The organism is Micromonospora halophytica (assembly GCF_900090245.1).
Lineage (GTDB): Bacteria > Actinomycetota > Actinomycetes > Mycobacteriales > Micromonosporaceae > Micromonospora > Micromonospora halophytica.
Map to the genome: position 1 here is coordinate 145048 of NZ_FMDN01000011.1, position 26836 is coordinate 171883.

At 74.0% G+C, this 26836-nt stretch carries 29 protein-coding genes and 1 pseudogene; 23 read left to right on the forward strand and 7 right to left on the reverse strand.

Going from position 1 to position 26836, the window contains the following annotated elements; genetic code table 11:
- Positions 1-19: 19 nt before the first annotated feature.
- Complete coding sequence (locus GA0070560_RS16845) at positions 20-1099, forward strand: amidohydrolase family protein (RefSeq protein WP_091298091.1); 1080 nt, start codon at positions 20-22, stop codon at positions 1097-1099.
- A gap of 167 nt (positions 1100-1266) precedes the next feature.
- On the opposite strand, the gene GA0070560_RS16850 is transcribed toward GA0070560_RS16845, so the two are convergent.
- Positions 1267-1869, reverse strand: a complete 603-nt coding sequence (locus tag GA0070560_RS16850) for a TetR/AcrR family transcriptional regulator (RefSeq protein WP_091298095.1) — start codon at positions 1867-1869, stop codon at positions 1267-1269.
- Positions 1870-1961: 92 nt separating this feature from the next.
- Between GA0070560_RS16850 and proS the strand changes: the two genes are divergently transcribed.
- From proS to GA0070560_RS16910, 12 genes are all read left to right on the forward strand, one after another.
- A complete protein-coding gene (gene proS / locus GA0070560_RS16855) occupies positions 1962-3368 on the forward strand; it encodes a proline--tRNA ligase (RefSeq protein WP_091298098.1) in 1407 nt (468 codons plus the stop codon).
- A gap of 49 nt (positions 3369-3417) precedes the next feature.
- A complete protein-coding gene (locus GA0070560_RS16860; RefSeq protein ID WP_091298257.1) occupies positions 3418-4038 on the forward strand; it encodes a ribonuclease FAU-1 family protein in 621 nt (206 codons plus the stop codon).
- A gap of 242 nt (positions 4039-4280) precedes the next feature.
- Complete coding sequence (gene rpsP / locus GA0070560_RS16865) at positions 4281-4739, forward strand: 30S ribosomal protein S16 (RefSeq protein WP_091298101.1); 459 nt, start codon at positions 4281-4283, stop codon at positions 4737-4739.
- A complete protein-coding gene (locus GA0070560_RS16870) occupies positions 4714-4974 on the forward strand; it encodes an RNA-binding protein (RefSeq protein ID WP_088970263.1) in 261 nt (86 codons plus the stop codon). The genes rpsP and GA0070560_RS16870 overlap by 26 nt, the downstream gene beginning before the upstream one ends.
- A 2-nt stretch (positions 4975-4976) precedes the next feature.
- Positions 4977-5528, forward strand: a complete 552-nt coding sequence (gene rimM / locus GA0070560_RS16875) for a ribosome maturation factor RimM (RefSeq protein ID WP_170839443.1) — start codon at positions 4977-4979, stop codon at positions 5526-5528.
- A 14-nt stretch (positions 5529-5542) separates the two neighbouring features.
- Positions 5543-6331 carry a tRNA (guanosine(37)-N1)-methyltransferase TrmD gene (gene trmD / locus GA0070560_RS16880; protein ID WP_091298108.1) on the forward strand — a complete coding sequence of 263 codons (789 nt, stop codon included), beginning with the start codon at positions 5543-5545 and terminating at the stop codon, positions 6329-6331.
- Between the two features lie 143 nt (positions 6332-6474).
- The gene (gene rplS, locus GA0070560_RS16885; RefSeq protein ID WP_091298111.1) at positions 6475-6834 is read left to right on the forward strand and encodes a 50S ribosomal protein L19; all 360 of its coding nucleotides are present in this window, start codon (positions 6475-6477) and stop codon (positions 6832-6834) included.
- A gap of 186 nt (positions 6835-7020) precedes the next feature.
- A complete protein-coding gene (lepB, locus tag GA0070560_RS16890) occupies positions 7021-7905 on the forward strand; it encodes a signal peptidase I (protein ID WP_139131504.1) in 885 nt (294 codons plus the stop codon).
- Entirely contained in the window at positions 7902-8534 is a 633-nt protein-coding gene (gene lepB, locus GA0070560_RS16895; protein ID WP_091298115.1) for a signal peptidase I, read from the forward strand. The genes lepB (GA0070560_RS16890) and lepB (GA0070560_RS16895) overlap by 4 nt, the downstream gene beginning before the upstream one ends.
- 59 nt (positions 8535-8593) lie before the next feature.
- A complete protein-coding gene (locus GA0070560_RS16900; protein WP_091298119.1) occupies positions 8594-9094 on the forward strand; it encodes an NUDIX hydrolase in 501 nt (166 codons plus the stop codon).
- The gene (locus GA0070560_RS16905; RefSeq protein WP_091298123.1) at positions 9088-9900 is read left to right on the forward strand and encodes a ribonuclease HII; all 813 of its coding nucleotides are present in this window, start codon (positions 9088-9090) and stop codon (positions 9898-9900) included. The genes GA0070560_RS16900 and GA0070560_RS16905 overlap by 7 nt, the downstream gene beginning before the upstream one ends.
- A complete protein-coding gene (locus tag GA0070560_RS16910; RefSeq protein ID WP_007075222.1) occupies positions 9897-10220 on the forward strand; it encodes a DUF2469 domain-containing protein in 324 nt (107 codons plus the stop codon). The genes GA0070560_RS16905 and GA0070560_RS16910 overlap by 4 nt, the downstream gene beginning before the upstream one ends.
- Positions 10221-10284: 64 nt before the next feature.
- Here the strand turns inward: GA0070560_RS16910 and GA0070560_RS16915 are convergent, their stop codons facing one another.
- Complete coding sequence (locus GA0070560_RS16915; protein ID WP_091298127.1) at positions 10285-11388, reverse strand: sulfite oxidase; 1104 nt, start codon at positions 11386-11388, stop codon at positions 10285-10287.
- 199 nt (positions 11389-11587) lie between these two features.
- Here GA0070560_RS16915 and GA0070560_RS16920 point away from each other — a divergent pair.
- A pseudogene (locus GA0070560_RS16920) lies at positions 11588-12244 on the forward strand (murein hydrolase activator EnvC family protein); the annotation flags it as partial.
- Between the two features lie 272 nt (positions 12245-12516).
- Here GA0070560_RS16920 and GA0070560_RS16925 read toward each other — a convergent pair.
- Both GA0070560_RS16925 and GA0070560_RS16930 read right to left on the reverse strand, forming a co-directional pair.
- Positions 12517-13698, reverse strand: a complete 1182-nt coding sequence (locus tag GA0070560_RS16925; RefSeq protein ID WP_091298131.1) for an aminotransferase class V-fold PLP-dependent enzyme — start codon at positions 13696-13698, stop codon at positions 12517-12519.
- 87 nt (positions 13699-13785) lie between these two features.
- On the reverse strand, positions 13786-14889 hold the full coding sequence (locus GA0070560_RS16930) for a tyrosine recombinase XerC (protein ID WP_091298135.1): 1104 nt from the start codon (positions 14887-14889) through the stop codon (positions 13786-13788).
- Between the two features lie 259 nt (positions 14890-15148).
- Here GA0070560_RS16930 and GA0070560_RS16935 point away from each other — a divergent pair, with 259 nt between their 5' ends.
- Positions 15149-15484: a hypothetical protein gene (locus tag GA0070560_RS16935; protein ID WP_091298138.1), complete on the forward strand. Its 336-nt coding sequence runs from the start codon at positions 15149-15151 to the stop codon at positions 15482-15484.
- A 5-nt stretch (positions 15485-15489) separates the two neighbouring features.
- Here the strand turns inward: GA0070560_RS16935 and GA0070560_RS16940 are convergent, their stop codons facing one another.
- From GA0070560_RS16940 to GA0070560_RS16950, 3 genes are all read right to left on the reverse strand, one after another.
- On the reverse strand, positions 15490-16692 hold the full coding sequence (locus GA0070560_RS16940) for a DNA-processing protein DprA (protein ID WP_091298142.1): 1203 nt from the start codon (positions 16690-16692) through the stop codon (positions 15490-15492).
- Positions 16689-18209, reverse strand: a complete 1521-nt coding sequence (locus GA0070560_RS16945; RefSeq protein ID WP_091298145.1) for a YifB family Mg chelatase-like AAA ATPase — start codon at positions 18207-18209, stop codon at positions 16689-16691. Before GA0070560_RS16945 ends, GA0070560_RS16940 begins: the two co-directional genes overlap by 4 nt.
- Before the next feature lie 91 nt (positions 18210-18300).
- Positions 18301-18660: a YraN family protein gene (locus GA0070560_RS16950; protein WP_091298261.1), complete on the reverse strand. Its 360-nt coding sequence runs from the start codon at positions 18658-18660 to the stop codon at positions 18301-18303.
- A gap of 136 nt (positions 18661-18796) precedes the next feature.
- Between GA0070560_RS16950 and GA0070560_RS16955 the strand changes: the two genes are divergently transcribed.
- From GA0070560_RS16955 to rlmN, 8 genes are all read left to right on the forward strand, one after another.
- A complete protein-coding gene (locus GA0070560_RS16955; RefSeq protein ID WP_091298150.1) occupies positions 18797-19279 on the forward strand; it encodes an HIT family protein in 483 nt (160 codons plus the stop codon).
- 64 nt (positions 19280-19343) lie between these two features.
- On the forward strand, positions 19344-20309 hold the full coding sequence (locus tag GA0070560_RS16960) for a hypothetical protein (RefSeq protein WP_245675555.1): 966 nt from the start codon (positions 19344-19346) through the stop codon (positions 20307-20309).
- A 231-nt stretch (positions 20310-20540) separates the two neighbouring features.
- Positions 20541-21410: a 30S ribosomal protein S2 gene (gene rpsB / locus GA0070560_RS16965; RefSeq protein WP_091298158.1), complete on the forward strand. Its 870-nt coding sequence runs from the start codon at positions 20541-20543 to the stop codon at positions 21408-21410.
- Between the two features lie 138 nt (positions 21411-21548).
- Positions 21549-22376 carry a translation elongation factor Ts gene (tsf, locus tag GA0070560_RS16970; RefSeq protein WP_091298161.1) on the forward strand — a complete coding sequence of 276 codons (828 nt, stop codon included), beginning with the start codon at positions 21549-21551 and terminating at the stop codon, positions 22374-22376.
- Between the two features lie 163 nt (positions 22377-22539).
- Positions 22540-23307 (forward strand): UMP kinase, encoded by a 768-nt coding sequence (gene pyrH / locus GA0070560_RS16975; protein ID WP_091298168.1) that lies wholly within the window; start codon positions 22540-22542, stop codon positions 23305-23307.
- 85 nt (positions 23308-23392) lie between these two features.
- Positions 23393-23950 (forward strand): ribosome recycling factor, encoded by a 558-nt coding sequence (frr, locus tag GA0070560_RS16980; protein ID WP_091298173.1) that lies wholly within the window; start codon positions 23393-23395, stop codon positions 23948-23950.
- A 343-nt stretch (positions 23951-24293) separates the two neighbouring features.
- Positions 24294-25565 carry a phosphatidate cytidylyltransferase gene (locus GA0070560_RS16985; RefSeq protein ID WP_091298176.1) on the forward strand — a complete coding sequence of 424 codons (1272 nt, stop codon included), beginning with the start codon at positions 24294-24296 and terminating at the stop codon, positions 25563-25565.
- A 104-nt stretch (positions 25566-25669) separates the two neighbouring features.
- Positions 25670-26821 carry a dual-specificity RNA methyltransferase RlmN gene (gene rlmN / locus GA0070560_RS16990; RefSeq protein WP_091298179.1) on the forward strand — a complete coding sequence of 384 codons (1152 nt, stop codon included), beginning with the start codon at positions 25670-25672 and terminating at the stop codon, positions 26819-26821.
- Positions 26822-26836 lie beyond the last annotated feature (15 nt).

A 26836-nucleotide genomic window follows, 5' to 3' on the forward strand; every position in this document is an offset into this window, starting at 1 on the left:
ATCCGGTAGGACTGTGCACATGGCTCTGCATGTGCGCGGTGTGCTCCTGCCGGACGACGAGGTCCGGGATCTCTGGCTGGTCGGCGACCGGGTCACCTTCGAACCGGTGCCCGGTGCGGAGACCGTCTCCGACGGCGGCTTCGTGCTGCCCGGCCTGATCGACGCGCACTGCCACATCGGCATCGCCCGTGGCGGCGCGCCGGTGACCTCCCTCGACCAGGCCCGCGAGCTGGCCCGCACCGACCGGGACGCCGGGGTGCTCGCCATCCGCGACGCCGGCTCGCCGTACCCGTACCCCGAACTCGACGACGAGCCGGACCTGCCGCGACTGGCCCGCGCCGGCCGGCACGTCGCCCCGCCCAGGCGCTACCTGCGCGACATCGGCGTGGAGGTCGGCGCGGCGGAGGTCGCGGCCACGGTCGCCGCGCAGGCCGCGGCCGGCAACGGCTGGGTCAAGCTGGTCGGCGACTGGATCGACCGCGGCGTCGGCGACCTCGCCCCGGCCTGGGACGCCGACACCATGACCGCGGCCGTCGCCGCCGCGCACGCCGCCGGGGCCCGGGCCGCGGTGCACACCTTCAGCGAGTCGGCCGTGGAGATCATGGTGCGTGCCGGGGTGGACTCGGTCGAGCACGGCACCGGGCTGAGCCTCGACCTGATCGACCTGATGGCCCGGCAGGGCACCGCGCTGGTCCCCACGATGATCAACATTCGGACCTTCGGTGGTATCGCCGACCAGGCCCGTGCCAAGTTCCCCGGGTACGCCGACCACATGATCGCCCTGCGCGACCGCTTCCCCGAGGTGGTCCGGGCCGCGTACGAGGCGGGGGTGCCGATCTACGTGGGCACCGACGCGGGCGGCGGCATCGACCACGGCCTCGCCGCCGAGGAGATGCTGCTCCTGCACGAGCAGGCCGGCATGCCCGCGGTGGACGTGCTGGCCGCCGCGTCGTGGCGGGGACGCGCGTGGCTCGGCTTCCCCGGCCTGGTCGAGGGCGGCCTCGCCGACCTCACCGTCTACCCCGAGGACCCGCGCACCGACCTGCGCGTCGTCCGTACCCCGTCCCGGATCGTCCTACGCGGCCGCCTCCTGCGCTGACCCCCCGCCGCACCCCCGCCGCCCCGTGCTCCGCCGCGCGTCCCGCGCCGCGCGCCAAGATCACGCTGAATCCTGGATTCAGTGGTGTCCGAGCGCGGGTGAGGCCACTACTTCCTGGATCGAGCACGATCTTCGCGCGCGGCGCGGGCGCGGGGCGCGGGGCGTGGTCAGGAAGTGGGGCGGGCGGCGGAGAGGAAGAGGTGAACGGTCAGGTCGGCGAGGGCCTCGGCGGTCGCCTCGACCGGCGCCTTCGGCAGCACGATGTGGCTGACCACCAGACGTACGACGGTGTCGGCGGCGAACGCCAGCGCCGCCTGGTCGGCGTCGGGCAGGTGCTTGCCCGCCCACTCCAGCAGCGCGTCCGACGACTCGGTGAGCACCAGCTCGGCGCGGGTGGTCAGGTAGGGCAGCAGCTCGTCCGAGCCGCCCCGGGCGCTGGTGAGGATCGCCTTGACCAGCGGGTTGTCCGCGGCCGAAGCCAGGGTGTGCCGGATCGCCGCGTAGGCGCCGGCCCGCACGTCGTCGCCGTGCGCGTCGAGCGCCCCGCGCACCTCGGCGACGAACCGGTCCACCTCGCGCCGGGCCAGCGCCTCGGCCAGCCCCGCCTTGCTGCCGAACTCGTTGTAGACGGTCTGCCGGCTCACCCCGGCGGCGGTGGCCACGCCACCCATCCGGACCGCGTCCCAGCCGACGGCGACGGTCCGGGCGCGGGCGGCGTCCACGATCGCGTCGCGCAACCGCTGCCGCGCGGAGTCCCTCAGCTCACCCATGGTGGTCCAAGTCTACGGTCGACCGGCCCGACACGGCGGGTGCCGACTCCCCGGCGCAGCGGCGGCCCGCGCGGCGCATAGGATGTGCGGTCATGGCACGCGTGCTCACTCCCCGTGCGGAGGACTTCCCCCGCTGGTACCAGGACCTCATCGCGAAGGCGAAGCTCGCCGACAACGGCCCGGTCCGGGGGACCATGGTGATCCGACCGGCCGGCTACGCCATCTGGGAACGGATGCAGGCCGAGATGGACGCCCGGATCAAGGCGGCCGGCGCGGAGAACGCGTACTTCCCGCTCTTCATCCCCGAGAGCTACCTCAAGCGTGAGGCCGAGCACGTCGAGGGCTTCTCGCCGGAGCTGGCCGTCGTCACCCACGGCGGTGGCAAGCAGCTCGCCGAGCCGGTGGTGGTGCGCCCCACCAGCGAGACCGTCATCGGCGAGTTCATGGCCAAGTGGATCGACTCGTACCGGGACCTGCCGCTGCTGCTCAACCAGTGGGCCAACGTGGTCCGCTGGGAGCTGCGCCCCCGGATCTTCCTGCGCACCAGCGAGTTCCTCTGGCAGGAGGGGCACACCGCGCACGCCACCCGCGAGGACGCCCGCGCCTACGCGCGGCGGATCCTGCACGAGGCGTACGAGGACCTGATGGTCAACGTGCTGGGCATCCCGGTGGTGGTCGGCCTGAAGACCGCCCGGGAGCGCTTCGCCGGCGCGACCGCCACCTACACCTGCGAAGGCATGATGGGTGACGGCAAGGCGCTCCAGCTCGGCACCAGCCACGAGCTGGGGCAGAACTTCGCCAAGGCGTTCGACATCAGCTACTCCTCCGCCGAGGGCGGCCGGGAGCACGCCTGGACGACGTCCTGGGGCACCTCCACCCGGATGCTCGGCGGCCTGATCATGGCCCACGGCGACGACAACGGCCTGCGGGTGCCGCCGAAGCTGGCGCCGGTGCAGGCGTACGTGATGGTGGTCAAGGCCGGCGAGGGCGTCGGAGAGGCGGCGGTCAAGCTGCGTGACGCGCTGCGCGACGCCGGCGTCCGGGTCGCGCTCGACGACCGCACCGACACCCCGTTCGGCCGCCGGGCCGTCGACGCCGAGCTGCGTGGCCATCCGGTACGCGTCGAGGTCGGCCCGCGCGACCTGGCCGCCGGCAACGCGGTGGTGGTCCGGCGTACGGACGGCTCGAAGGCCCCCACCCCGGTGGCGGACGTGGTCGGCGCCGTCCTCGCCGCCCTGGAGGCCGACCAGAAGGCGCTGCACGACCAGGCCCTGGCCCACCGCGAGTCGCGCACCGTCGAGGTCGCCACGCTCACCGAGGCGATCGAGGCGGCGGCCACCGGCTGGGCCCGGGTGCCGTGGTCGGCGGTCGGTGTGGCCGGCGAGGCCGAGGCGAACGGGCAGGGCGTGACCGTGCGCTGTCTGCTGCGCGCCGACGGCTCGGTGCCGGACTCTGAGGACGAGCCGGACCTGGTCGCCATCCTGGCCCGCGCCTACTGAGGTGCGGTCGGACGTTCCCGCCGACCGGTTCGCGCCGGGCCGGCTGATCATGCACCGGAACGTGCGGCGCGGCCGGATCGGCTGGGTCCGGCCGGGCCGGGTGGTCAGTGACGACGAGCGTGGCCTGCTGCTCTGGGTCGCCCGGGACGCCCCGGTGGCGCACGAGGTCACCCAGGCGGGCCTCGGCATGCGGGCGGTGCCCTTCGCCGAGTGGATCACCTCGTCCTACCGGCTGGCGCGGGGCCGGTGGAACGGCCCGCCGCTGCTGAAGTTCCTCCCCACCGGAGCCGCCCACTCGGTCTGGTGGTTCCGGGACGCCGCGGGCCGGTTCCAGAACTGGTACGTCAACCTGGAGGAGCCCGGCGTGCGCTGGGACGACGGCGTCGTCGCCGGGGTGGACATGGTCGACCAGGACCTCGACGTGGTGGTCCGTCCGGACCTGAGCTGGGAGTGGAAGGACGAGGACGAGTTCGTCGAGCGGCTGGCCTTCCCCGAGCACTACTGGGTGACCGACGAGAAGGCGGTCCGCGCCGAGGGGGAGCGGGTGATCCGGATCGCCGAGGCGGGCGCCTTCCCGTTCGACGGCACCTGGTGCGACTTCACCCCGCCGGGGGACTGGGACGTACCGGACGGACTGCCGCCCGGCTGGGACCGGCCGCCGGTGCGCTGAGGGGTGTTCCCCGTCACGGCGGTACCGGACCCGGGCGTGATGTCCGGGTCCGGTGTGAGTGATCGGCGACGGATCTGGCAGAATGGGGCGCTGGTATCCGGCGCGCGTCCGGCGCCCTCTAACCCGGGCGCGTCGCCAGTCCACCGAGCAGTCTCCGGCCCAAACCCCACTGTGCCGGTCGGCGCTCACCCGTGCACACCGCCCGTCCGGGCCGGTGAGATCGCAACAGGAGCGAAACAACTGTGGCCGTAAAGATCCGGCTCCTGCGGATGGGTAAGATCCGCAACCCGCAGTACCGCATCGTCATCGCCGACTCGCGTACCAAGCGTGACGGTCGGGCGATCGAGTTCGTCGGCGTGTACCACCCGAAGGAAGACCCTTCGGTGATCGAGGTCAAGTCGGACCGGGTCCAGTACTGGCTCTCCGTCGGCGCGCAGCCGAGCGAGGCCGTGCAGCGTCTGCTGGAGCTGACCGGTGACTGGCAGAAGTACAAGGGCCTGCCGGCCCCGCCGCCGCTGAAGGTCGCCCCGGAGCGGGCCGACCGCAAGGCGGCGTACGAGGCCGAGGCGAAGGCTGCCGCCGGTCTGGCCGAGGCCCCGGCGGCCAAGCCGGCCAAGAAGGCCGCCAAGACCGAGGCTCCGAAGACCGAGGCTCCGGCTGAGGCCCCGGCCGCTACTGCCGACGCCGGTGAGCAGGCCTGACGTGGCACTGCGTCCCGCGCTGGAGCACCTGGTCAAGGGCATCGTCGACCACCCGGACGACGTGCGCGTCCGCATGGTCGACTCCCGTCGGGGCAAGCGGCTGGAAGTCCGCGTGCACCCCGAGGACCTCGGCACCGTGATCGGGCGGTCCGGCCGGACCGCCAAGGCGCTGCGCCAGGTGATCGGTTCCATCGGTGGACGCGGGGTACGCGTCGACATCGTCGACTCGTACTGATGCTGCTCATCGTCGGCAGGGTCGGCAAACCGCACGGCATCCGCGGTGAGGTCACCGTGGAGGTGCGGACCGACGAGCCCGAAGCGCGGTTCGCCCCGGGCACGGTGCTGCGCACCGTGCCCGGGGCCACCCCCGCCGCCCCGGCGCCCGGTCCGGGTGAGCAGTTCCAGGTCCCGGCGGAGCTGGTGATCGAGTTCGCCCGCTTCCACCAGGGGCGGATGCTGGTCGCCTTCGAGGGCGTGCACGACCGCGACGTCGCCGAGGTGCTGCGCGGCACCCTGCTCGGGGTGGACAGCGCCGACGTCGCCCCGCCGGAGGACCCGGAGGAGTGGAACGACCACCAGTTGGTCGGTCTCGCCGTGGTCACCCGGGACGGGGAGCGGTTGGGCGAGGTGGCCCGGATCGACCATGCTCCGGCCTCCGACCTGCTGGTCCTGCGGCGCTCCGAGGGGCGGACCGCGCTCATCCCGTTCGTCAAGGCGATCGTGCCCGAGGTGGATCTCGCCGGCGGTCGCGTCGTCGTGGACCTGCCCGGCGGCCTGCTCGACCTGTAGCTGGAGCCACCGAGATGCGCGTCGACGTCGTGTCGATCTTCCCTGAGTACTTCGCGCCGCTGGACCTGTCGCTGATCGGCAAGGCCCGGGCGAACGGGACGCTCCGGCTGGCCGTACACGATCTGCGGACCTGGACCCGCGACGTGCACCGCACGGTCGATGACACGCCCTACGGCGGCGGGCCCGGCATGGTGATGCGGCCGGAGCCCTGGGGCGAGGCCCTGGACGCCCTGGCTCCGGACGAGCTCAGCCCGGACGGGCACACGCTGCCCCGGCTGCTGGTGCCCTCCCCGGCCGGCGTCCCGTTCACCCAGGCGATGGCCCACGAACTGGCCGCCGAGTCGCACCTGCTCTTCGCCTGCGGCCGGTACGAGGGCATCGACCAGCGGGTGCTCGACCACGCCGCGACCCGGATGCGGGTCACCGAGGTGTCCCTCGGCGACTACGTGCTCTTCGGCGGCGAGGTGGCGGTGCTGGTGATCCTGGAGGCGGTCACCCGGCTGCTGCCCGGGGTGCTCGGCAACGCCGGCTCGCTGGACGAGGAGTCGCACGCCCACGGGCTGCTGGAAGCGCCGATGTACACCAAGCCGGCGACCTGGCGCGGGCTGGAGGTGCCGGAGGTGCTCCGCTCCGGCGACCACGGCCGGATCGCCCGGTGGCGGCGGGACGAGGCGCTGACCCGGACGGCGGACCGGCGGCCCGACATGATCGCCGCCCTGCCCCCGGACAGCCTGGACAAACGGGACGTCGCGACGCTGGGCCGGGCCGGATTTCAGCTGCCGCCGGGGGATGTGGCAAAGTAGTGGGGTTGCCGCATCCGCTCACGCCGTGGGTGGCTGCGAGGGCCCTCGACCGGGGTCGGCGTCGCCGGCCACCATCCGGGGGTCAGAATCACCCATCCGCGCACCGAGTGACGGTGCGCCGTGAGCCTCACGAGGACGCAGCGATGAACATCCTGGACGCCCTTGACGCCCAGTCGAAGCGGACCGACCTTCCCGACTTCCGTGCCGGTGACACCGTGAAGGTGCACGCGCGGGTCGTCGAGGGCAACCGGTCCCGTGTCCAGATCTTCCAGGGCGTCGTCATCCGCCGCCAGGGTGACGGTCTGCGCGAGACCTTCTCGGTCCGCAAGGTCAGCTTCGGTGTGGGTGTGGAGCGGACCTACCCGCTCAACGGCCCGGGCATCGACCGGATCGAGATCGTGACCCGCGGTGACGTCCGTCGCGCCAAGCTCTACTACCTGCGCGAGCTGCGCGGCAAGAAGGCCAAGATCAAGGAGCTGCGCGAGAAGCAGCCGGCGAGCTGACTTCCGCCCGCCGCGCCTGAACTGCGCACATGTCGTATCGACCAGATCGCACTACCCTGGTCGTACGGGCGCAGGAGGGCAGCGACGCCGCGACGGTGGTCACGGCATGCGAATATCCACTACCGCCCGTGGGGCCTCGACGAGGCTCCCGGGCGGTAGTGTCGTTTCTGCGGACCGGGGAGTGGCGTGGTGCGGGTGCTTGACTCAGAGGGCACAGTCGATCCCTGGCGTCGCCGTACCCGGCGCACCCGCCGGCAGATGCCGCTCTGGCAGGAGCTGCCACTGCTGCTGGTCGTGGCGTTCTGTCTCGCCGTGCTGATCCGCACCTTCCTGCTCCAGGCCTTCTTCATCCCGTCCGGCTCGATGGAGGACACCCTCCTCATCGGCGACCGGGTGCTGGTCAACAAGGTCGTCTACGACGTCCGCGACCCGGTGCGCGGCGAGGTGGTCGTGTTCCGCGGCACCGACCGGTGGGTGGCGCAGGAGACGCCCGGCCCGCCGCCGGACTTCGCCGGCAGGATCGGCCGTACCCTGGGCGATCTGGTCGGGGTGAGCCGCCCCGGCGAGAAGGACTTCATCAAACGGGTCATCGGCGTCCCGGGTGACCGGGTGAAGTGCTGCGACGACCAGGGGCGGGTGCTGGTCAACGGCATCCCGCTCGACGAGCCGTACGTGATCCGCGACTCGCCGCTGGACGTGCCGCCCAACCCGCGCGAGTGCCGGTCGCGGCGCTTCGAGGAGGTCGTGGTCCCGCCGGGCCAGATCTTCGTGATGGGCGATCACCGGCTGGTCTCCCAGGACGCCCGCTGCCAGGGCCCGGTGCCGATCGACAACGTGGTGGGTCGGGCGTTCATGGTGGTCTGGCCGTCGCAACGGTGGACGTCGCTACCGGTGCCGGCGACCTTCGACGCGATCTCCGGTCCGGCGCCGGCACCGGTCGAGCCGCCGGCACCGGTCGAGCCGACCCCGGTGGGCGGTGTCGCCCTCGTCCTCCCGATGGCCGGGCTGATGTCTGTTCTCGCGCGTTCCGGACGATCTCTCGGTGCCCGGCGACGTAGGCTCCACCCGTGATTGACGAGCAGACCGACAAGCCCCGCAGCTCCTTCTGGAAGGAGCTGCCCATCCTGCTGGGTGTCGCGATCCTGGTGGCGGTGCTGGTCCGCGCCTTCGTGCTGCAGACCTTCTTCATCCCCTCACCGTCGATGGAGAACACCCTCCAGATCGACGATCGGGTGCTGGTCAACAAGCTGGTCTACGACTTCCGCTCACCCGAGCGCGGCGAGGTGGTGGTCTTCAAGGCGCCGACCGCGTGGAGCGGCAACCCCGACGGCGAGGACTTCATCAAGCGGGTCATCGGTGTCGGCGGCGACCACGTCGTCTGCTGCGACGCCGGCAAGCTGGTGATCAACGGCAAGCAGCTCGACGAGCCGTACATCTACTCCGTCGACGGTGAGCAGGACAAGCCCGCCGACCAGGAGTTCGACGTCACCGTCCCGCAGGGTCGGCTCTGGGTGATGGGCGACCACCGCTCCGCCTCCGGCGACTCGCTGGAGCACTGGCAGCAGTCCGGCCAGGACATCACCGAGGCCACCATCCCGGAGGACCAGGTGGTCGGCCGCGCTTTCACGGTGTTCTGGCCGGTGAGCCGGGCCACCTGGCTCAGCGTCCCGAAGCCGTTCGAGGCGATCCCCAACCCGTAGCGGTCACGAGGCGGCCCCGGGCGTGGCCGACGGTCCCCGGTGTCTGGCAGGCTGGGGCCGTGACCGTCTACACCCCTCGCCGTGCGGCCCGGGTGCTGCTCGTCGACGCGGGCGGCCGGGCGCTGCTGTTCAGCGGCCGGGACCCGGCCCGCCCCGACCACCGGTACTGGTTCACCCCCGGCGGCGGGCTCGAGGAGGGGGAGACCCCGGCCGAGGGGGCGGCTCGCGAGCTGGCCGAGGAGACCGGGCTGCGCCTCGGCCCGGCCGAGCTGGGCGACCCGGTCCGGTCGGAGACGGTCGAGTTCCCCTTCGACGGGGTCTGGTACCGCCAGGAGCAGGAGTTCTTCCTGGTCCGGGTGGCGTCCTGGGAGGTGGACACGGCGGGCTTCGACGCGATCGAGCGGGCCAGCGTCTCCGGGCACCGGTGGTGGACGCGGGACGAACTGGCCACCACCGACGAGCGGTACTATCCGGCGGACCTGCCCGTGCTGCTGTCCCGGGCCCTCGCCGTGACGCCGTCCGCCGGCACCTGCGGTCCGGGTGGAGGTGCGCCGTGCTGACGCCGCCGCGCACCGTGGTACGCCGCGACGGCGGGCTCTACGCGCTGGAGCGGGCCCTGCAACGGCGGGGCTTCCGGTACGTGGCCGGGGCCGACGAGGCCGGCCGGGGCGCGTGCGCGGGCCCGCTGGTCGCCGCCGCCGCGATCCTGCCCGAGGGGCGGCGGGGCGAGATCGAGGGGCTGGCCGACTCCAAGCTGCTCACCGCGGCGAGCCGGGAGCGGGTGTACGCCGAGGTCGTCGCCCGGGCGCTGGCGTACGCGGTGGTGGTCATCCCGGCCGAGGAGGTCGACGCGCGGGGCCTGCACGTGTGCAACCTGGCCGCCATGCGCCGGGCGCTCGCGTCGCTGGCCACCCGCCCGGAGTACGTGCTGACCGACGGCTTCGGAGTGGACGGCCTGGACGTGCCGGGGCTCGCGGTGTGGAAGGGCGACCGGGTGGCCGCGTGCGTGGCGGCGGCCAGCGTGCTCGCCAAGGTCACCCGGGACCGGATCATGGTGGAGCTGGACGGGCGGTACCCGGGCTACGGCTTCGCCGAGCACAAGGGGTACATCACGGCGGAGCACACCGAGGCGCTGCGCGGGCTCGGTCCGTGCGTCGAGCACCGCTTCTCGTACGTCAACGTGGCCGCGGTGTCCGGCCGTGACGGGGCCCCACCCCGCGCCCGGCGGCCGGTCGGCCGGCCCGCACCCGAGCCGATGGAGCGCGCGGGTGCGTCAGGGGGTACCGTCGGCGTGGCGTTGGGCGAGCAGCCTCGGCCTCTCGCGCCGGTGGGGGAAGATGTGGTCATGGAAGGCGGAGTGCGATGAGCGCGGAAGATCTCGAGAAGTACGAGACCGAGATGGAGCTGCAGCTCTACCGGGAGTACCGCGACATTGTCCGCCAGTTCTCCTACGTGGTGGAGACGGAGCGCCGTTTCTACCTCGCCAACCAGGTGGACCTGCATGTGCGCAACTCCGACGGCGAGGTCTACTTCGAGGTCGAGATGCACGACGCCTGGGTGTGGGACATGTACCGCCCCGCCCGGTTCGTCAAGAATGTTCGGGTGATGACGTTCAAGGACGTCAACGTCGAGGAGTTGGAGAAGCCCGACATCTCCCTCCCCGCCGACTCCGGCTTCGGCGGCTGACCCAGGCCCCACCCGTCCCGCCGGCGTCCCCCACCCGCCGGTCGCCGGACGAGAGCCGGTCGGGTCACTCCGCGACGACCACGACCTCCACCCGCTGCACCAGGTTGTTGGCGAAGCCGCCCCGGTTCCACGGCTGCTCGACCGGCTGGGTCCGCCCTGACGCGTCGGTCGCCCGCGCCCCCAGGACGTACCGGCCCGGCTCGGGTGACCACTCGAACCGCCAGCGCCGCCACGACCAGTCGCCGCCCGCGGCGTCCAGCATGGCCGGTGCCCAGTTCGCCCCGCCGTCGGTGGTCACCTCCACCGACATGACCGGTGCGTGCCCGGACCAGGCCCGACCGTCCACGGTGCACGGCCCTGGCCGCAGCATCCGGGTACGCGACATGAAGTCCGGGAAACCCGGCGGGCGGACCAGCGCCCGGGGCTCGATCCGGGTCACCGGCTCGCCCGGGTCGTCGGCGTCCCGGCGTAGCCGGTAGGCCACCGCGTTCTGGTAGCCGGTGAACTCCTCGGTCGACACGGTGATGCCGCGCAGCCACTTGACGTGCGCCATGCCGTACCAGCCGGGCACGATCAGCCGCAGCGGCGCGCCGTGCTGCGGCAGCAGGGGAGCGCCGTTCATCTCGTACGCCAGCAGCACCTCCTCGCGCAACGCGTCGGCGACCGGCAGGGCGCGCTGGTAGTCCTGCTCGACACCGCGCTCGACGCCGTGGTCCGCGCCGGTGAAGACCACGTCCACCGCCTCCGGGGCGACGCCGGCCTCGCGCAGCAACGGCGCCAGCGGGGTGCCCGTCCACTCCGCGTTGCCGACCGCCTCCACCAGCCAGGGCTGGCTCACCGGACGCGGGTGCAGCAGCGCCCGCCCGTTGCCCGCGCACTCCAGCGTCACCCGGTGGGTCACCCTCGGACGCTCCCGCAGCGCCGCCAGGTCGAGAGCGAGCGGACGCGCGACGGCGCCGTCCACGGTCAGCGTGTGCGTCGCCGGGTCGACGTCCGGGATGTCGTAGTGGATGAGCAGGTAGTGCAGGCCGGCCGGGGTCACGTCGTAGCGCAGCGCCTCCAGCGGGATGCCGTGGTTGCGCGCCGCGAGCTGGAGCTCCTCGGCGCTGATCGCCTCGTCCGGGTCGGCCACCCGCGAGGGTCGGCTCACCTCGCCCACCGTGGTCATGACGGCCTCCCGGTCCTGCCCCTCGACACCCGCGCCCAGCCTAGTCCGTCACCGGCACCCCGGCCCGCCTCCGATGATCATCACCCGGCGCCCATAGCAGGTCGACGGCCCGTCCGGGGGTTTTCCACAGCCGGGACCGTCGTCCACAGCGGACGGCCTGTCCGTGTCGGGACCCCCTGACCGCCGGCATGCTGACGGCATGCGACAACAACTGCGGCGGGCGACGGCGTGGGGGGCCCTGCTGGTCCTCGGGACTCTTGGCGGTCCGGCCGTCGCGGGCGGGAGAGCGCCCGTCCCGACGACCCGGACGGTGGCGCAGGCCGCCGGGGCGGTGACACCCGGGGCCGCAACGGTTGTCGCCACGGGGGCGGCGGTCACGTTGCCCGGGGCGGCGGCCGGGGTGCCCGGGGCGGCGGCCACGGCCGGGTCACCGGGGCGCGACGGACTCCGCCCGCAGTTCCGGTGGCCGCTCGACGGCACACCCCGCCCGGTGCGGCGCTTCGACCCGCCACCGCAGCCGTGGCTGCCGGGCCACCGTGGGGTGGACCTGGCCGCCGCTCCCGGGGCCACCGTGCGCGCCGCCGGTCCCGGCACGGTGCTCTTCGCCGGAATGGTCGCCGGCCGCCCGGTGGTCACCGTGGGGCACGCGGCAGGCCTGCGCACCACCTACGAGCCGGTACACCCCGACGTACGCCCCGGCGACCCGGTCCCGGCCGGCACGCCGCTGGGCGTCCTGCTGGCCGGGCATCCGGCCTGCGAGACGGCGGGCTGCCTGCACTGGGGGCTGCGCCGCGGACCGGAATACCTCGACCCGCTGGCGCTGCTGGGGCTCGGCCCGGTCCGGCTGCTGCCGGTCGCGGACGGCCATGCCGCTGCGCTGCCGGTCGCGGACGGCCATGCCGCTGCGCTGCCGGTCACGCACGGCCACGCCACCGTGCCGTCGTCCGGTGGTGCCGGTGCCGGTGGCCTTGTCGCGCCCGCCCCGCTCGCGGTCACCCCGTCGTCCGGTGGCCCTGGCGCCGGTGGCCTCGTCGTCCCCCTCGCGGTCACCCCGGACCCGTGGACCGGCACCGGTCACCGGCGCTGGGGGTCGGTCTGCCGGTGCGGGCACCGTGGCGAGCGCGCCGATCAGCCCCGGGCGAGCAGCGCGGGTAGCCGGGCGGCCAGCCGCTCGTACTCGGCGGGGGAGTTGTAGACCTGACCGCAGAGCCGGAGCCACCCACGACCGTTCCAGCCGGCCACCGACACCTCTGCGGCGAGCCGTTCGGCGATCCGGGCCCGCAGGGCGCGGGCGGCGTCGAGGGTGGTGGCGACGCCCGGTGGCAGGGGGACGAGCCGCATGGCGACCGTCGGCCCGCCCGGGTCCGGCAGGTCGGCCGGCGCGACCCCGAGCGCCTCCCCGAGCACCCGCTGCCCGTATGCGGCCAGCCCGGCGTTGTGTGCGCGTACCCGGTCCAGCCCGAGACCGCGCAGGGTGAACAGGCCGGTCGGCGCACTCAGCCAGCTCGTGTAGTCGAGGGTGGCCTGCCACTCCACGTTGCCGGGGAAGCCGGCGTCCTGCTCCCAGGAGACCACCAGCGGCTCGATCCGCTCCCGCCACGGCGGCGCGACCACCAGCACGGCGGTGCCCCGGGGCGCGTACCCCCACTTGTGCAGGTTGCCCACCCAGAAGTCGGCGCCGACGGCGGTCACGTCGACCGGGAGCATTCCGGGTGCGTGCGCCCCGTCCACCAGCACCGGCACGCCCCGCTCCCGGGCCACGCCGACGATGGCCGCGACCGGGAAGAGCCGCGCGGTGGGCGAGGTGAGCTGGTCGACCACGAGCAGCCGGGTCCGGCCGGGCCGCAACCCGTCCCGGACGATCTGCACGATCTCCTCGTCGGTGGCGGCCAGCGGCACCCGCAACGCCCGGGTGACCGCGCCCGTCCGGCGGCACTCGCGGGCGATGGAGAGGTCGACCGCGCCGTACCCGTGGTCGGTGGTGAGCACCTCGTCGCCTGGGCGCAGGCCGATCGACTGGAGCACCACCGCCACGCCGGTGGTGGCGTTGCCGACCAGCGCGGTGCCGTCCGGGTCGGCGTCGAGGAAGGCGGCCAGGTGTCGCCGGGTGTGTGTCATCCGGTCGACCAGCCCCTGCGTGAAGAAGCGCAGCGGGTTGGCCTCCATCTCGTCGCGCAGCCGCTGCTGGGTCCGCTGCACGTTCACCGGCACCGCGCCGAACGAGCCGTGGTTGAGGTGGCTGACCGCCGGGTCGAGCGAGAAGAGCAGTCGGGCCCCGGGGATCGGCTCGGGCGGCCGGGCGACGGTCACCCCGTGATCGTATCCGCCGACGGATCAACCCTCATCGGTTCGCCCGGCTCGTCCACTGCCCCGGGGGCCCGGGTGTTCACGGGCGGATCAGGCGCGGGGGTGGGCCTGGCGGTACGCCGCCCGTAGCCGCTCCACCGAGACGTGGGTGTAGATCTGGGTGCTGCCCAGCGACGAGTGCCCGAGCAACTCCTGCACGGCCCGCAGGTCCGCTCCGCCCTCCAGCAGGTGGGTCGCCGCCGAGTGGCGCAGCCCGTGCGGGCTGACCCGGGGCAACCCGAGGTCGTCGGCGTACCCGCGGACGACGCGGCGCGCCGTCGTCGGGTTCAGCCGCCCGCCCTTCGCGCCGAGCAGCAGCGCATCCCCGGAACCCGGCCCGGCCAGGGCGGGCCGGCCGGAGCGCAGCCAGTCGTCGATCGCCCGCTGCGCCGGCACCCCGTACGGCACGGACCGTTCCCGGCCGCCCTTGCCGAGGACCCGCACCACCCGCCGGCCGTGGTCGATGTCGGCGACGTCCAGCCCGCACGCCTCGCTGACCCGTACCCCGGTGCCGTAGAGCAGTTCGAGCAGGACCCGGTCGCGTAGCCGCACCGCCTCGTCAAGGCCGTCCGCGGAGGGCGGCGTCGACGTCCTCGACCCCGCCACCGGTCGAGCCGACGCCTCGACCGCCGACGCCTCGACCGGCGGCGGCGCCTCCACCGGTCGAGCAGACGCTTCGACGGGCCCGGTTGACGCGTCGACCGGTCTGGCAGGCACCCCGACCGGCCTGGCCGGGGCCTCGACCAGGGCGGCGGCCTGGTCGGCGCGGAGCACGGTGGGCAGCTCCCGGTGCGCCCGGGGACTGGCCAGCGCGGCGGCCACGTCCGTGGCGAGCACCCCACTGCGGTGCGCCCAGGCGCTGAAGCTGCGGGCCGCCGCCGCCCGGCGGGCCAGCGACGTCCGGGCCGCGCCCATCGTGCGCTGCTTCGCCAGCCAGCTCCGCACCACCGTCAGGTCCACCCCGGCAGGCTCGGCGTACCCCGCCCGTGCGGCGTGGTCGAGGAGCGAGACGACGTCGGCGGCGTACGCCCGCACGGTGTGCGTGGAGCGGTTGCGTACCCGGGCCAGATGGTCGGCGAAGTCGTCCACCGCCTCCCGCATCGCCGGGGGCAGCGCCGCGTGCCGGGCACGGGTGTCCCGCCCGCCGCCCGTCATCGCCCACCCCGCGACCTCGGTGGACCGGCCGTCGGGCCGTGCCCCGGCGTCTGACTCCCGCCTCGCATCCGCTCAGCCTAGGCGCGTCCGGCCCGGCCGGCAGGACACCGATCCCGGCGCGCCACGGCGTCCTGTCGTACGGGATCGGCCCTGGCCCTGGCCGGGGCCGGCGCGGGCGGGGAGACTGGGGGCAGGGACGGCGATCGTGCCGGCGTATCGACGCGCCGGGCGGGCCGTCGACGGGAGGAGGGGGACTCTCATGGGCCTGGACGTCGTCCTCTACCGGTTGGTGCGCGGCTCGGGCCGCCGGCCGTCCCCGGTGGCGGCGCAGATGGTGGCCGACCCCGACGACCTCCTGCTCGACCTGGTGAAGCGGGGCCGGGGCGGTGGACGCACCCCCACCCTGGACCGGATCGACCCGCTCGGTGAACTGGTGGTCGGCGCGGAACGGGCGTCCGACCTGCTCGCCGAACTGGACCGCCTGGCCGAGGTGGCCCGCACCCCGGCGGAGACCGCCCAGCTGGGCCGGGTGGTGACGCTGGTCCGGCGGTGCGCACACGAGCGCGACCTGGAGATCCGTTTCGAGGGGGACTGAGCCGGTCATCCCTGCGCTTCCGGCGCCGGAGTGGCCGGCTTCGCGGGCGGCGCCAGGGCGTACCCGCCGTCCCGGCGGATCACCATCGCCAGCTCCTCGAGCAGGGTGAGCTTGCGCATCGCCGTACGCAGGTCCACCCCGGCCCGGGCGGCGAGGGCGTCGACGCCGAGCACTCCCCGCCGGGGCAACGACTCCAGCACCAGCGTGGCCTCGTCGTCGAGCAGGTCGGTCGGGCGGTCCGGCCCGCGTGCCGGCGGCGCCAGGTCGAAGCCGATCCGGCCCACCTCCTCCAGCACGTGCGCCACCCCGGTCACCAGCCGTGCCGCCGAGTGCTCGCGTAGCAGCTCGTGCGCGCCGACCGACATCGCCGAGGTCACCGGCCCCGGGACGATCATGGCCGGGCGGCCCATCGCGATCGCCCGGTTCAGCGTCTGCGTCGCGCCGCTGCGCGCCGCCGCCTCGACCAGCACCGCCCCCCGGGTGGCGGCGGCGATGACCCGGTTGCGGATCAGGAACCGGGGCCGGAGCGGATCGGCCCCGGGCATCCACTCGCTCACCAGCAGACCGGTGTCGGCGATCCGGTCGAACAACGCCGCGTTGCCCATCGGATAGGGGCGGTCGACGCCGCAGGCGAGCACGGCGACGGTCACCCCGCCGGCGGTCAACGCGCCCCGGTGCGCCGCCGCGTCGATGCCGAACGCGCCGCCGGAGACCACGGCCCAGTCCCGCTCGGCCAGCCCGTATCCGATCTCGGTGGCGACGTGCACGCCGTACCCGGTGGCGGCCCGGGCGCCGACCACCGCGACGGAGCGGTCCAGCGTCTCGCCGAGCGGCCAGCCGCCGCGTACCCAGAAGCAGAGCGGCGGGGCGGTCTCCAGGTCGACCCGCCGGCTGGCCCCGGCGAGGACCAGCCGACTCAGATCACCGAGCCGAACCGGCCACTCGTCGTCCTCCGGGGTCAGGAGCCGGGCGCCCACCCGTTCGGTACGGGCCAGCGCCTCCACGGCGACCGCCCGCGCGTCCTCCGCCCCGGTACGGGCGGCCACCACGTCGCGCAGCCGCCTGTCCGGCGCGCCGCCGTCGAGCAGCAGGTCCAGCGCGGCCACCGGCCCGAGCTGCTGCACCAGCCGGTGCACCGACCAGGTGCCCGGTTCGGCGAGCCAGGTCAGCGCCACCCGGGCCAGCAGGCGCTCGTCTCGGGTGCTCATGTCCCTTCCCCCGTCCTCAGTTGAATGGCCTCCAGCACGTCCTCGCGCCCCGGCCGGTCCCGGCCGTCCAGGTCGGCGATCGTCCAGGCCAGGCGGATGATCCGGTCGAAGCCGCGGGCGGAGATCGACCCGGAGTCGAGCCGGCCGCGCAGCTCGGCGGTGTCCCGCACCGGTAGCCGCCAGGGCGGCCGGCGCAGGTACGGGCCGGGGATCTCGGCGTTGAGCTTGCGGCCGACCGGGGCCCAGCGGTCGGCCGCCGCCCGTCGGGCGAGGGCGACCCGGGCCGCGACGCCGGCCGACGACTCGCCGGCCCGGGCCGCCTCCATCAGCTCCGCCGCCCGGACCGGCAGCAGCTTCACCTGCACGTCGATCCGGTCGAGCAGCGGCCCGGAGAGCCGGCTCAGGTAGCGTCGCCGGGCCAGCGGGCTGCACTCGCAGTACGCGTCACCGGAGGGCTTGGCGCACGGACACGGGTTGGCTGCCAGCACCAGCTGGGTCCGGGCCGGATACTCCGTCCCGCCCCCGCTGCGGGCGAGTTGGATGCGGCCGTGCTCCAGGGGTTGGCGCAGCGCCTCGAGCGCGCCCTTGCTGAACTCGGGCGCCTCGTCGAGGAAGAGCACCCCCCGGTGGGCCAGCGACACCGCTCCCGGCCGGGCCAGCCCCGACCCGCCACCGACCAGCGACGGCACCGTTGCGGTGTGGTGCGGGGCCTGGAACGGCGGGCGGCGCAGCAGACGCCCGCCCGGCGGGAGCAGCCCGGCGATCGAGTGCAGCGCGGTGACCTCCAACGCCGCGTCGTCGTCCAGCTCCGGCAGGATCGACGGCAACCGTTCGGCCAGCATGGTCTTGCCCGCGCCGGGCGGCCCCAGCAACGCCAGGTGGTGCCCGCCGGCGGCGGCCACCTCCAGCGCCCGCCGGCCCAGCCCCTGCCCGGCCACGTCGGCGAGGTCCGGCCCGCCCGGGTCGGACGACGGCAGGTCGGTGGGCGGGTCGAGCAGCGGGCTGCCGTCGCGGACGTACGCGACGAGACGGTGCAGCGTGTCGACGGCGCGTACCCGGATCCCGGGGATGACCGCCGCCTCGGCGGCGTTGCCCACCGGGACGACGACCCGGTCCCGCCCGGCCCGCGCCGCCGCCGCGACCATCGGCAGCACCCCGCGTACCGGCCGGACGGCGCCGTCCAGGCCCAACTCGCCGAGGATCACCACGCCGTCCAGCGGGGCGAGGGGAAGCTCCCCGGAGCCGCCGAGCACGGCGGTCGCGATGGCCAGGTCGAACGCCGAACCGTACTTGGGCATGGTCGCGGGCAGCAGGTTGAGGGTGATCCGCCGGTTGGGCCAGCGCTGCCCGGAGTTGACGATCGCCGCGCGGACCCGGTCCCGTGCCTCGTGCAGGGCGGTGTCGGGCAGCCCGGAGATGGCCACCGCCGGCAGGCCGGGCGCCAGGTCGGCCTCCACCTCGACGAGGTGGCCGGTGACGCCGACCAGCCCGACGCAGAGCACCTTGGCGTAGCTCACCGGGCCACCCCGGACAGGGGCCGGCCCGCGCCCCGCCCCGCCACTCCGCCCGCGCGACGGCCCGTCGCCCGGCGGATCGCCGGCCGGGCCATCAGAACGCGCCCTTGACGTGCTCGACCAGCGCGGGGCCGGCGGCGGGCAGCCGGACCGCCAGCACGTCGAAGCGCACCTCGTCGGCGGCGACCCCGGTCTCGGCCAGCCAGCGGGCGGCGAGTCCGCGCAACCGCCGGGCCTTGCGCGGGACGACCGCCTCCGCCGGGGTGCCGTAGTCGCCGCTGCGCCGGGTTTTCACCTCGCAGAAGGCGAGTGTCTCGCCGTCCCAGGCGATGATGTCGATCTCGCCGTCCGGGCAGCGCCAGTTGCGGGCCACCGGACGCAGCCCCGCCCCGATGAGGTGGCGCAGGGCGCACCGTTCGCCGTACGCGCCGACGGCCTGGTTCCGCTTCGTCATGGCGTCGAGGGTGCGGTCACCGGGGCGGCCGGCGCCGTCACGATCGCGCCGGCTGTGGACGGCGGGGCTGCCTGTGGACAGCCACCCGATCATGCCCGCGCTGTGCTACGAGGGCAGCCCCCTTAGCCTGGGTGGCGTGACTGGCGACTGGCGGGACGACCGGGTCGGGGCGGCGCTGCGCGGTGAGAACCCGACGGTGCTGCGACGCCTCACCGCCGGGTTCGCGGTGATCGGCGACGTCCAGCTCCTGCCCGGCTACTGCGTCCTGATCAGTGACGATCCCGCTGCGGACCGCCTGGCCGACCTGCCCCGGGAGCGCCGGCTGGCCTTCCTCGCCGACCTGGATCTGCTGGGCGAGGCGGTGCACCGGGTCTGCGCCCGCCGCGATCGGGCCTTCCGCCGGGTCAACTACGAGATCCTGGGCAACCTCGACGCGTTCCTGCACGCCCACGTCCGTCCCCGCTACGACTGGGAGCCGGCCGAGCTGCGGCAGGGCCCGGCCACGGCCTACCCGGCCCAGGTGTGGCACGACCCGGCGCACGCGCTCGGGCCCCGCCACGACGAGCTGCGCGTCCTGCTCACCGCCGAGCTGGATGTGCTGGCGGCCGAACTTCCCTGACCGGGCGGACGAGGGCGCCTCGGGCGAATGGCGGCACTGGGGGCGGTCGCATACCGTGCCGGGCGTGGACGCACGACGGAGCTACCCCGAAGACCAGGAGTCGAGCTGGTACCCCGCAGGCCGCGAGCGCGGGTACGACGAGCAGGACTGGCGTGGCGGCGAGGCACGCCTGCGCGACGACCAGTTCCGCACCCCCGACCAGCGCGTCGCCGAGGAGGGCCGCTACGCCGACGCCGCCGGCCGGTACGACGGGACCGGACGGTTCGGCGCTGTCGACCCGCTCGGTGACGACCGGCCCGAGCCGGACGGATACCGCCCGACCCGCGCCCGACGGGCCGATCGGGACGACCCGGAGATCTCCGGTGAGCTGCCCGGGGACCGTCCCGGCCGTCGCGCCGCCCGTGAGGCCGCGGCGGACCCGCTCGCCACGAGCGGCGCCGGCCCGTTGACCGGGGACCGGCTCGCCACGACGGGAGCGGGGCCGCTCACCGGCGGTGCGACGGACCATGCCGACCGGCTCGCCACCACCGGGGCCGGCCCGCTCGTCGGTAGCTCGGCCGACCGGCCCGCCCCGCTCGGCGGGTACCCGATCATCGGGGCGAACCGGCCCGGTGAGGCGGCGAACCCCCTGGAGATGCCGACCGGGCCGATGCCCCCGGTGCTGCCCCGTCCGGACCCGACGGCAGGCCCCGACGCCGCGTACCGGCCGGCCGGCGCGCCCTCCGACGGCGTCTACCGGACCCGCCGACCGGCGCTGGCGGCGTTGCTCGGCCTGCTGGTCCTGGTCTTCGAGGTCCCGGCGCTGCGGGTGCTGCTGCACGGTGTGACCGGCGATCCGGTCTCCACGTCGCACGTGGTCGTGGGCATGTTCCTGGTCGTCGGCCTGCCGATCTTCGCCGGCGGCCTGTACGGGCTGCGCACCGGCGGCCTGGCGATGGCCGACGGCGCGCGGGGCTGGCTGCGCCCGCCGACCGCCTACCTGACCGTCGGGTTGGCGCTCTTCCTCGCCGCCGCCCTGGCGGCCGGCTGACCTGGCCGCCGGGTTCCCGAACCCGGCGGCCAGGCGGTGGGGCAGGGGCGTACACTGGTCGACTGGCGACCGCCTCGCGCGGTCGACCTCGCGCGCCCTCTCCACGGTTCCGTGGGGCGACGGCCTCCCTGGTCCCGATCCTGTTCGGGCCCGCCATGGCCGGCGATCGGGCGCCAGGACGCCCGGCCGCCGGCCGGGCGGGACAACCAGGGACCAAGGGAGTACCCCACCATGGCCGTCGTGACCATGCGCCAGCTGCTGGAGAGCGGTGTCCACTTCGGGCACCAGACCCGGCGCTGGAACCCGAAGATGAAGCGCTTCATCTTCACCGAGCGCAACGGTATCTACATCATCGACCTGCGCCAGACCCTCGACTACATCGAGAAGGCGTACGACTTCGTGCGCAACACGGTGGCCGAGGGTGGCAGCATCCTCTTCGTCGGCACCAAGAAGCAGGCCCAGGAGGCCATCGCCGAGCAGGCGACCCGGGTCGGCCAGCCGTACGTCAACCACCGCTGGCTCGGCGGCATGCTGACCAACTTCCAGACGGTGTACAAGCGGCTGCAGCGGATGAAGGAGCTGGAGGCCCTGGGTGACCTGAGCGGCACCGCCGCCGGTTACACCAAGAAGGAGACCCTGCAGCTGTTCCGCGAGAAGACCAAGCTCACCAAGACCCTTGGTGGCCTGCGGGACATGCAGAAGCTCCCGGCCGCGATCTGGGTGGTCGACACGAAGAAGGAGCACATCGCCGTCGACGAGGCCCGCAAGCTGGGTATCCCGGTGATCGCCGTGCTCGACACCAACTGCGACCCGGACGAGGTCGACTTCCCGATCCCGGGCAACGACGACGCGATCCGTTCGGCCGAGCTGCTGACCAGGGTTGTCGCCGCCGCCGTCGCCGACGGTCTGATCGCCCGCTCCGGCCGCCGCCGGGGCGGCGACGAGAAGCCCGAGGCGGGGCAGGTCGGCGCCGACGAGCCGCTGGCCGAGTGGGAGCGTGAGCTGCTCGAGCAGCCGAAGAAGGCCGACGAGCAGCAGCCGGCCGCGCAGCAGCCGGCCGAGCAGCCCGCCGAGCAGCCGGCGACCGCCGCCGCGGAGTGATCGCACCGTCGCTTCCCCGCCGTCCGTTTTCGCGGACGGCGGGGAACGGCGGGTACGCCGGACACATCCGGCCCGGATCCGGGTAACCGGCACCAGACCATCCCACCGCAGTTCCGACACGACACCGAAGAGAGAGTCATGTCCAACTTCACCGCCGCGGACGTCAAGAAGCTCCGCGACCTCACCGGCGCCGGCATGATGGACTGCAAGAAGGCGCTGACCGAGGCCGAGGGCGACTTCGACAAGGCCGTCGAGATCCTGCGCGTCAAGGGCGCCAAGGACGTCGGCAAGCGGGCCGGCCGCACCGCCGCCAACGGCCTCGTCGCGCACTCCGGCCAGGCGCTGCTCGAGCTCAACTGCGAGACGGACTTCGTCGCCAAGAACGACGCCTTCATCGCGCTGGCCCAGCAGCTGGTCGAGCACGGCGAGCGCAGCGGCGTGAGCAACGCCGAGGAGCTGCTCGCCTCCGAGTTCGACGGCAGGACGGTCGCCGACCTGGTCCAGGAGCAGTCGGCCAAGATCGGTGAGAAGCTGGTGCTCAACCGCTTCGCCAAGCTCGACGGCACCACCGCCGTCTACCTGCACCGCAAGAGCCAGGACCTGCCCCCGGCGGTCGGCGTGCTGGTGCAGTACAGCGGCAAGACCGACGAGGCCGGCGACGCCGACGCCCGCGCGGTCGCGATGCAGATCGCCGCGATGCGGCCGAAGTACCTCACCCGGGACGAGGTGCCGGCCGAGGTCGTCGAGTCCGAGCGGCGCATCGCCGAGCAGACCGCCCGCGAGGAGAACAAGCCCGAGGCGGCGCTGCCGAAGATCGTCGAGGGTCGGGTCAACGCCTTCTTCAAGGACTACGTCCTGGTCGAGCAGTCGTCGGTCGCCGACAACAAGAAGACCGTGAAGCAGGTGCTGGCCGAGGCCGGCATCGAGGTGACCCGCTTCCTGCGGTTCGAGGTCGGCCAGGCCTGATCCGCCGGACCGGGCGCATGCCGCGTCCGTGGGCAGGGAACGTCGACGAGGAGGCCGCCGGTGTACGTGACAGGCACCGCGGCCTCCTCGTCACATAGGGTCGGCAACGGCAGTCGAGCGGTACGCGGCGCGCGGGACGTGCGCCCGGGGAAGGGCGGGGCGGATGACGCAGGTTGTGAGTGACCGGAGCCTGGAGGCTGACGACCCGACGGCGCCGCCGCCCGGAAGGGCCCGCCGGGTGGTGCTGAAGCTCTCCGGTGAGGTCTTCGGTGGCGGCGCGATCGGCGTCGACCCGGACGTCGTACAGGGCATCGCCCGGCAGATCGCCACCGTCGTCCGGCGCGGTGTGCAGGTCTCCGTGGTGGTCGGCGGCGGCAACTTCTTCCGCGGCGCCGAACTGCAGAAGCGCGGCATGGACCGCGCCCGGGCCGACTACATGGGCATGCTCGGCACCGTGATGAACTGCCTCGCCCTGCAGGACTTCCTGGAGAAGGAGGGCATCGAGACCCGCGTGCAGAGCGCGATCACGATGGCCCAGGTCGCCGAGCCGTACATCCCGCTGCGCGCCATCCGGCACCTGGAGAAGGGTCGCGTGGTGATCTTCGGGGCGGGCGCCGGCATGCCGTACTTCTCCACCGACACGGTCGCCGCGCAGCGCGCGCTGGAGATCCGCGCCGACGTGGTGCTGATGAGCAAGAACGGGGTGGACGGCGTCTACACCGCCGATCCCCGGGTCGACCCGGCCGCCAGCAAGTTCGACTCGATCACCTTCTCCGAGGTGCTGCGCCGCAACCTGCGGGTGGCCGACGCCGCCGCGTTCAGCCTCTGCATGGAGAACGGGCTGCCGATGCTGGTGTTCGGCGCACAGGGCGACGACACGATCATCCGCGCGGTCGGCGGCGACAAGATCGGTACGCTGATCACCGCCTGAACGGCCCCCGCCGGTCATCGCGGCGGTCCTCCGACAGACAGCAGCTTCAGCCCACGACGAGCAACAGAAGGAGGCGAGGAGACCGGTGATCGACGACACCCTCCTCGAGGCCGAGGAGAAGATGGAGCGTGCCATCGAGCACGCCAAGGAGGAGTTCGGCGCCATCCGCACCGGTCGCGCCAACGCCGCCATGTTCTCCAAGGTCATCATCGACTACTACGGCAGCCCCACCCCGCTGCCGCAGATGGCGTCCATCGGTGTGCCCGAGCCGCGGATGGTCATCATCAAGCCGTACGACAACTCGCAGATCAACGCCATGGAGAAGGCGATCCGCGACTCCGACCTCGGCGTGAACCCGAACAACGAGGGCAACCAGCTGCGCATCCTGCTCCCGCAGATGACCGAGGAGCGCCGCCGCGAGATGATCAAGGTGGCCCGGCACAAGGGTGAGGAGGCCAAGGTGGCCGTCCGCAACATCCGCCGGAAGGGCAAGGAGGAGCTGGACCGCTTCGTCAAGGACGGGGAGGTCGGTGAGGACGAGGGCCGTCGCGCCGAGAAGGAGCTCGACGACCTGACCCAGCGCTACGTCGCCACCGTCGACGAGCTGGTCAAGCACAAGGAAGCCGAGCTGCTCGAAGTCTGAGCCACCGGCACCGCGGCATCGGGCACCGGTGTGCCGCCGCCCCTGCGGGCGGTGGGACGCCGGTGCCGCTGTCGTCGGGCCCCCGGACCGCGCAGCTGCCCGTCGATCCCGCAGCCCGCCGGCACCCGCGCGGTCCGGGGGCGGCACGGGGGCGGGCCATCGTCCGCCCTGCCGGGGCGGGGAGTGCAGTAGGCTCGGCACGATTCCCGGGCCACCACGCGGTGAACGACGGGAATCGACCGGCCGAAGGGTCGGGCAATCGGACGGAACAGTCGCGCGTGTAGGGGATGGCCTTGGTCTTGCGTCATGTGGTGGAACTCGTACCGTCGCCGTTCGGTGCGTGATGTCCCACCTCGACCCCTACGGCGGTGCCGAGCCTCGCGGCTGGGACCGGCCGGAGCGATCCTCCGCGCTGCCCTGGCCGGAGCGTGACGTGGAGCCGTGGAACCGGCAGGCCGGCCCCGAACTGTCCGCCGGGCCGCAGGCCCCTCCGCGTCCGCACGCGCACCGCCCCGGCGAGCCCGGCGCCGAGCCGTACGCCCCGCCCCGGGAGGGCCGCCCCGGCGAGGGCCCCGGCCGACCTGCCGGCCCCGGCCGTGCCACCGGCCGCCCGCCGGTGGGCGACGACGCGCCCACCTCGCAGCTCGCTCCCGTCCGCGACGACGACGCGCCCACCACGCAGATCCCGGTGGTGCGGGCGGAGGCCGACGACGAGCCGGAACCGCGGCGGCCGTCCGGCCGGCAGCGCGGCCGGCGCAGGGCCAGCGCCCAGCGGCCGCCGACCCAGCAGCCCAGCCCCGGCCGGGCCGGCCGTAACCTCCCGGCCGCGATCGGGGTCGGCGTCGCGCTCGGCGCGCTGATCCTCGTACCTCTGTTCTTCTATCTCGAGGCGTTCCTGGCCGTGCTGGCCGCCGCGGTCGGCGTGGGCATCTGGGAGATGGCCCGCGCGGTCCGCCGCAGCGGCGCGCACCCGCCGCTGGTGCCGCTGATCACCGGCGGCGTGCTGACGGTCGGGCTGGCCTGGTTCGCCGGGCCGGACGCGCTCAGTCTCGGCCTGCTGGTCACGGTGCTCGGCACGATGATCTGGCGGCTCGGCGACGGCCCGGCCGGCTTCCAGCGGGACCTCACGGCCGCCACCCTGATCGCGGTCTACGTGCCGTTCCTCGCCGGGTTCGCGGCGCTGCTCGCGGCGGCCCCCGACGACGGGCACCTGCGGGTGCTGGTGACCCTGGTCGCGGTGGTGCTCTCCGACACCGGCGGGTACGCCGCCGGGGTGTCCTTCGGCAAACACCCGATGGCTCCGTCGATCAGCCCGAAGAAGTCCTGGGAGGGGTTCGCCGGCTCGGTCGCCGCCGCCGCGGTCGGCAGCGCCCTGCTGATCTGGCTGCTCTTCGACGTCCCGCCGTGGTGGGGCGCGGTGTTCGGGATCGCGGTCTCCGGCGCGGCGGTCCTCGGCGACCTGGCCGAGTCCATGATCAAGCGTGACCTGGGCGTGAAGGACATGAGCAACCTCCTGCCCGGGCATGGCGGTCTGATGGACCGGCTGGACTCGATCCTCTTCGCCGTACCCACCGCCTACCTGCTGCTGGCGGTCTTCGTGCCGGTGGTGGGCTGAGGGATGAATCACGCCCGGCCGCCCGTCCGCCCCGCCCGGCCAGGGCGGAATCGGCACCTCCGGACGGCTGTGTTCGCCGAACGGCGTGACAGACTGGACGCGCCATGACGAGCCTGCCTGTGATTCCCGTAGACCCCGACGCCCCCGGGCGGCGGCCCGCGATGCCGCCCCGCCACCTCGCCGACCTGGACCTGCCCGGCCGGCAGGCCCTGGTGACCGAGCTGGGCGAGCCGGCATTCCGGGCCAAGCAGGTCTCCAACCACTACTTCGGGCGGCTGGTGCGCGACCCGGAGCTGATGACCGACCTGCCGGCGGCCACCCGGGAGCGGATCGCCGGGTCGCTGCTGCCCACCCTGCTGAGCCCGGTGCGCGAGCTGGCCTGCGACGACGGGGCCACCCGCAAGGCGCTCTGGCGGCTGCACGACGGTTCGCTGGTGGAGAGCGTGCTGATGGGTTACCCGGACCGGGTGACCGTCTGCATCTCCAGCCAGGCCGGCTGCGGCATGGCCTGCCCGTTCTGCGCCACCGGCCAGGCCGGGCTGACCCGCAACCTCTCCACCGCGGAGATCGTCGACCAGGCCGTCTACCTGGCCGGTGTCGCCGCCTCCGGTCGGGTGGCGGGATCACCACCGCGGCTGTCGCACGTCGTCTTCATGGGCATGGGCGAGCCGCTGGCGAACTACTCGCGGGTGGTCGCGGCGATCCGGCGGCTGGTCGCGCCGGCTCCGGAAGGGCTCGGCCTGTCCCAGCGGCACATCACCGTTTCCACGGTCGGGCTGGTCCCGGCCATCCGCCGACTGGCCAGCGAAGACCTCTCAGTGACCCTTGCGCTGTCGCTGCACGCGCCCGATGATGATCTGCGCGACGAACTCGTGCCGGTCAACCAGCGCTGGAAGGTGTCCGAGGTGCTGGACTCAGCGTGGGACTACGCGGCCCGGACAGGGCGCCGCGTGTCGATCGAGTACGCGATGATCAAGGACGTGAACGACCAGCCGTGGCGGGCGGACCTGCTCGGGCGGTTGCTGGCCGGCAGGTTGGCCCACGTGAACCTCATCCCGCTCAACCCGACACCCGGCAGCCGGTGGGACGCGAGCCCGAAGCCGGTCGAGCGGGAGTTCGTCCGGCGGTTGCGCGAGGCCGGGGTGTCGACGACGGTGCGGGACACCCGGGGGCGCGAGATCGACGGCGCGTGCGGGCAGTTGGCGGCGGCCGAGGACAGCAACACCGACGCCCCGCGCGGGCGTGACCGGGCGTAGCGGTACGAGACCAGG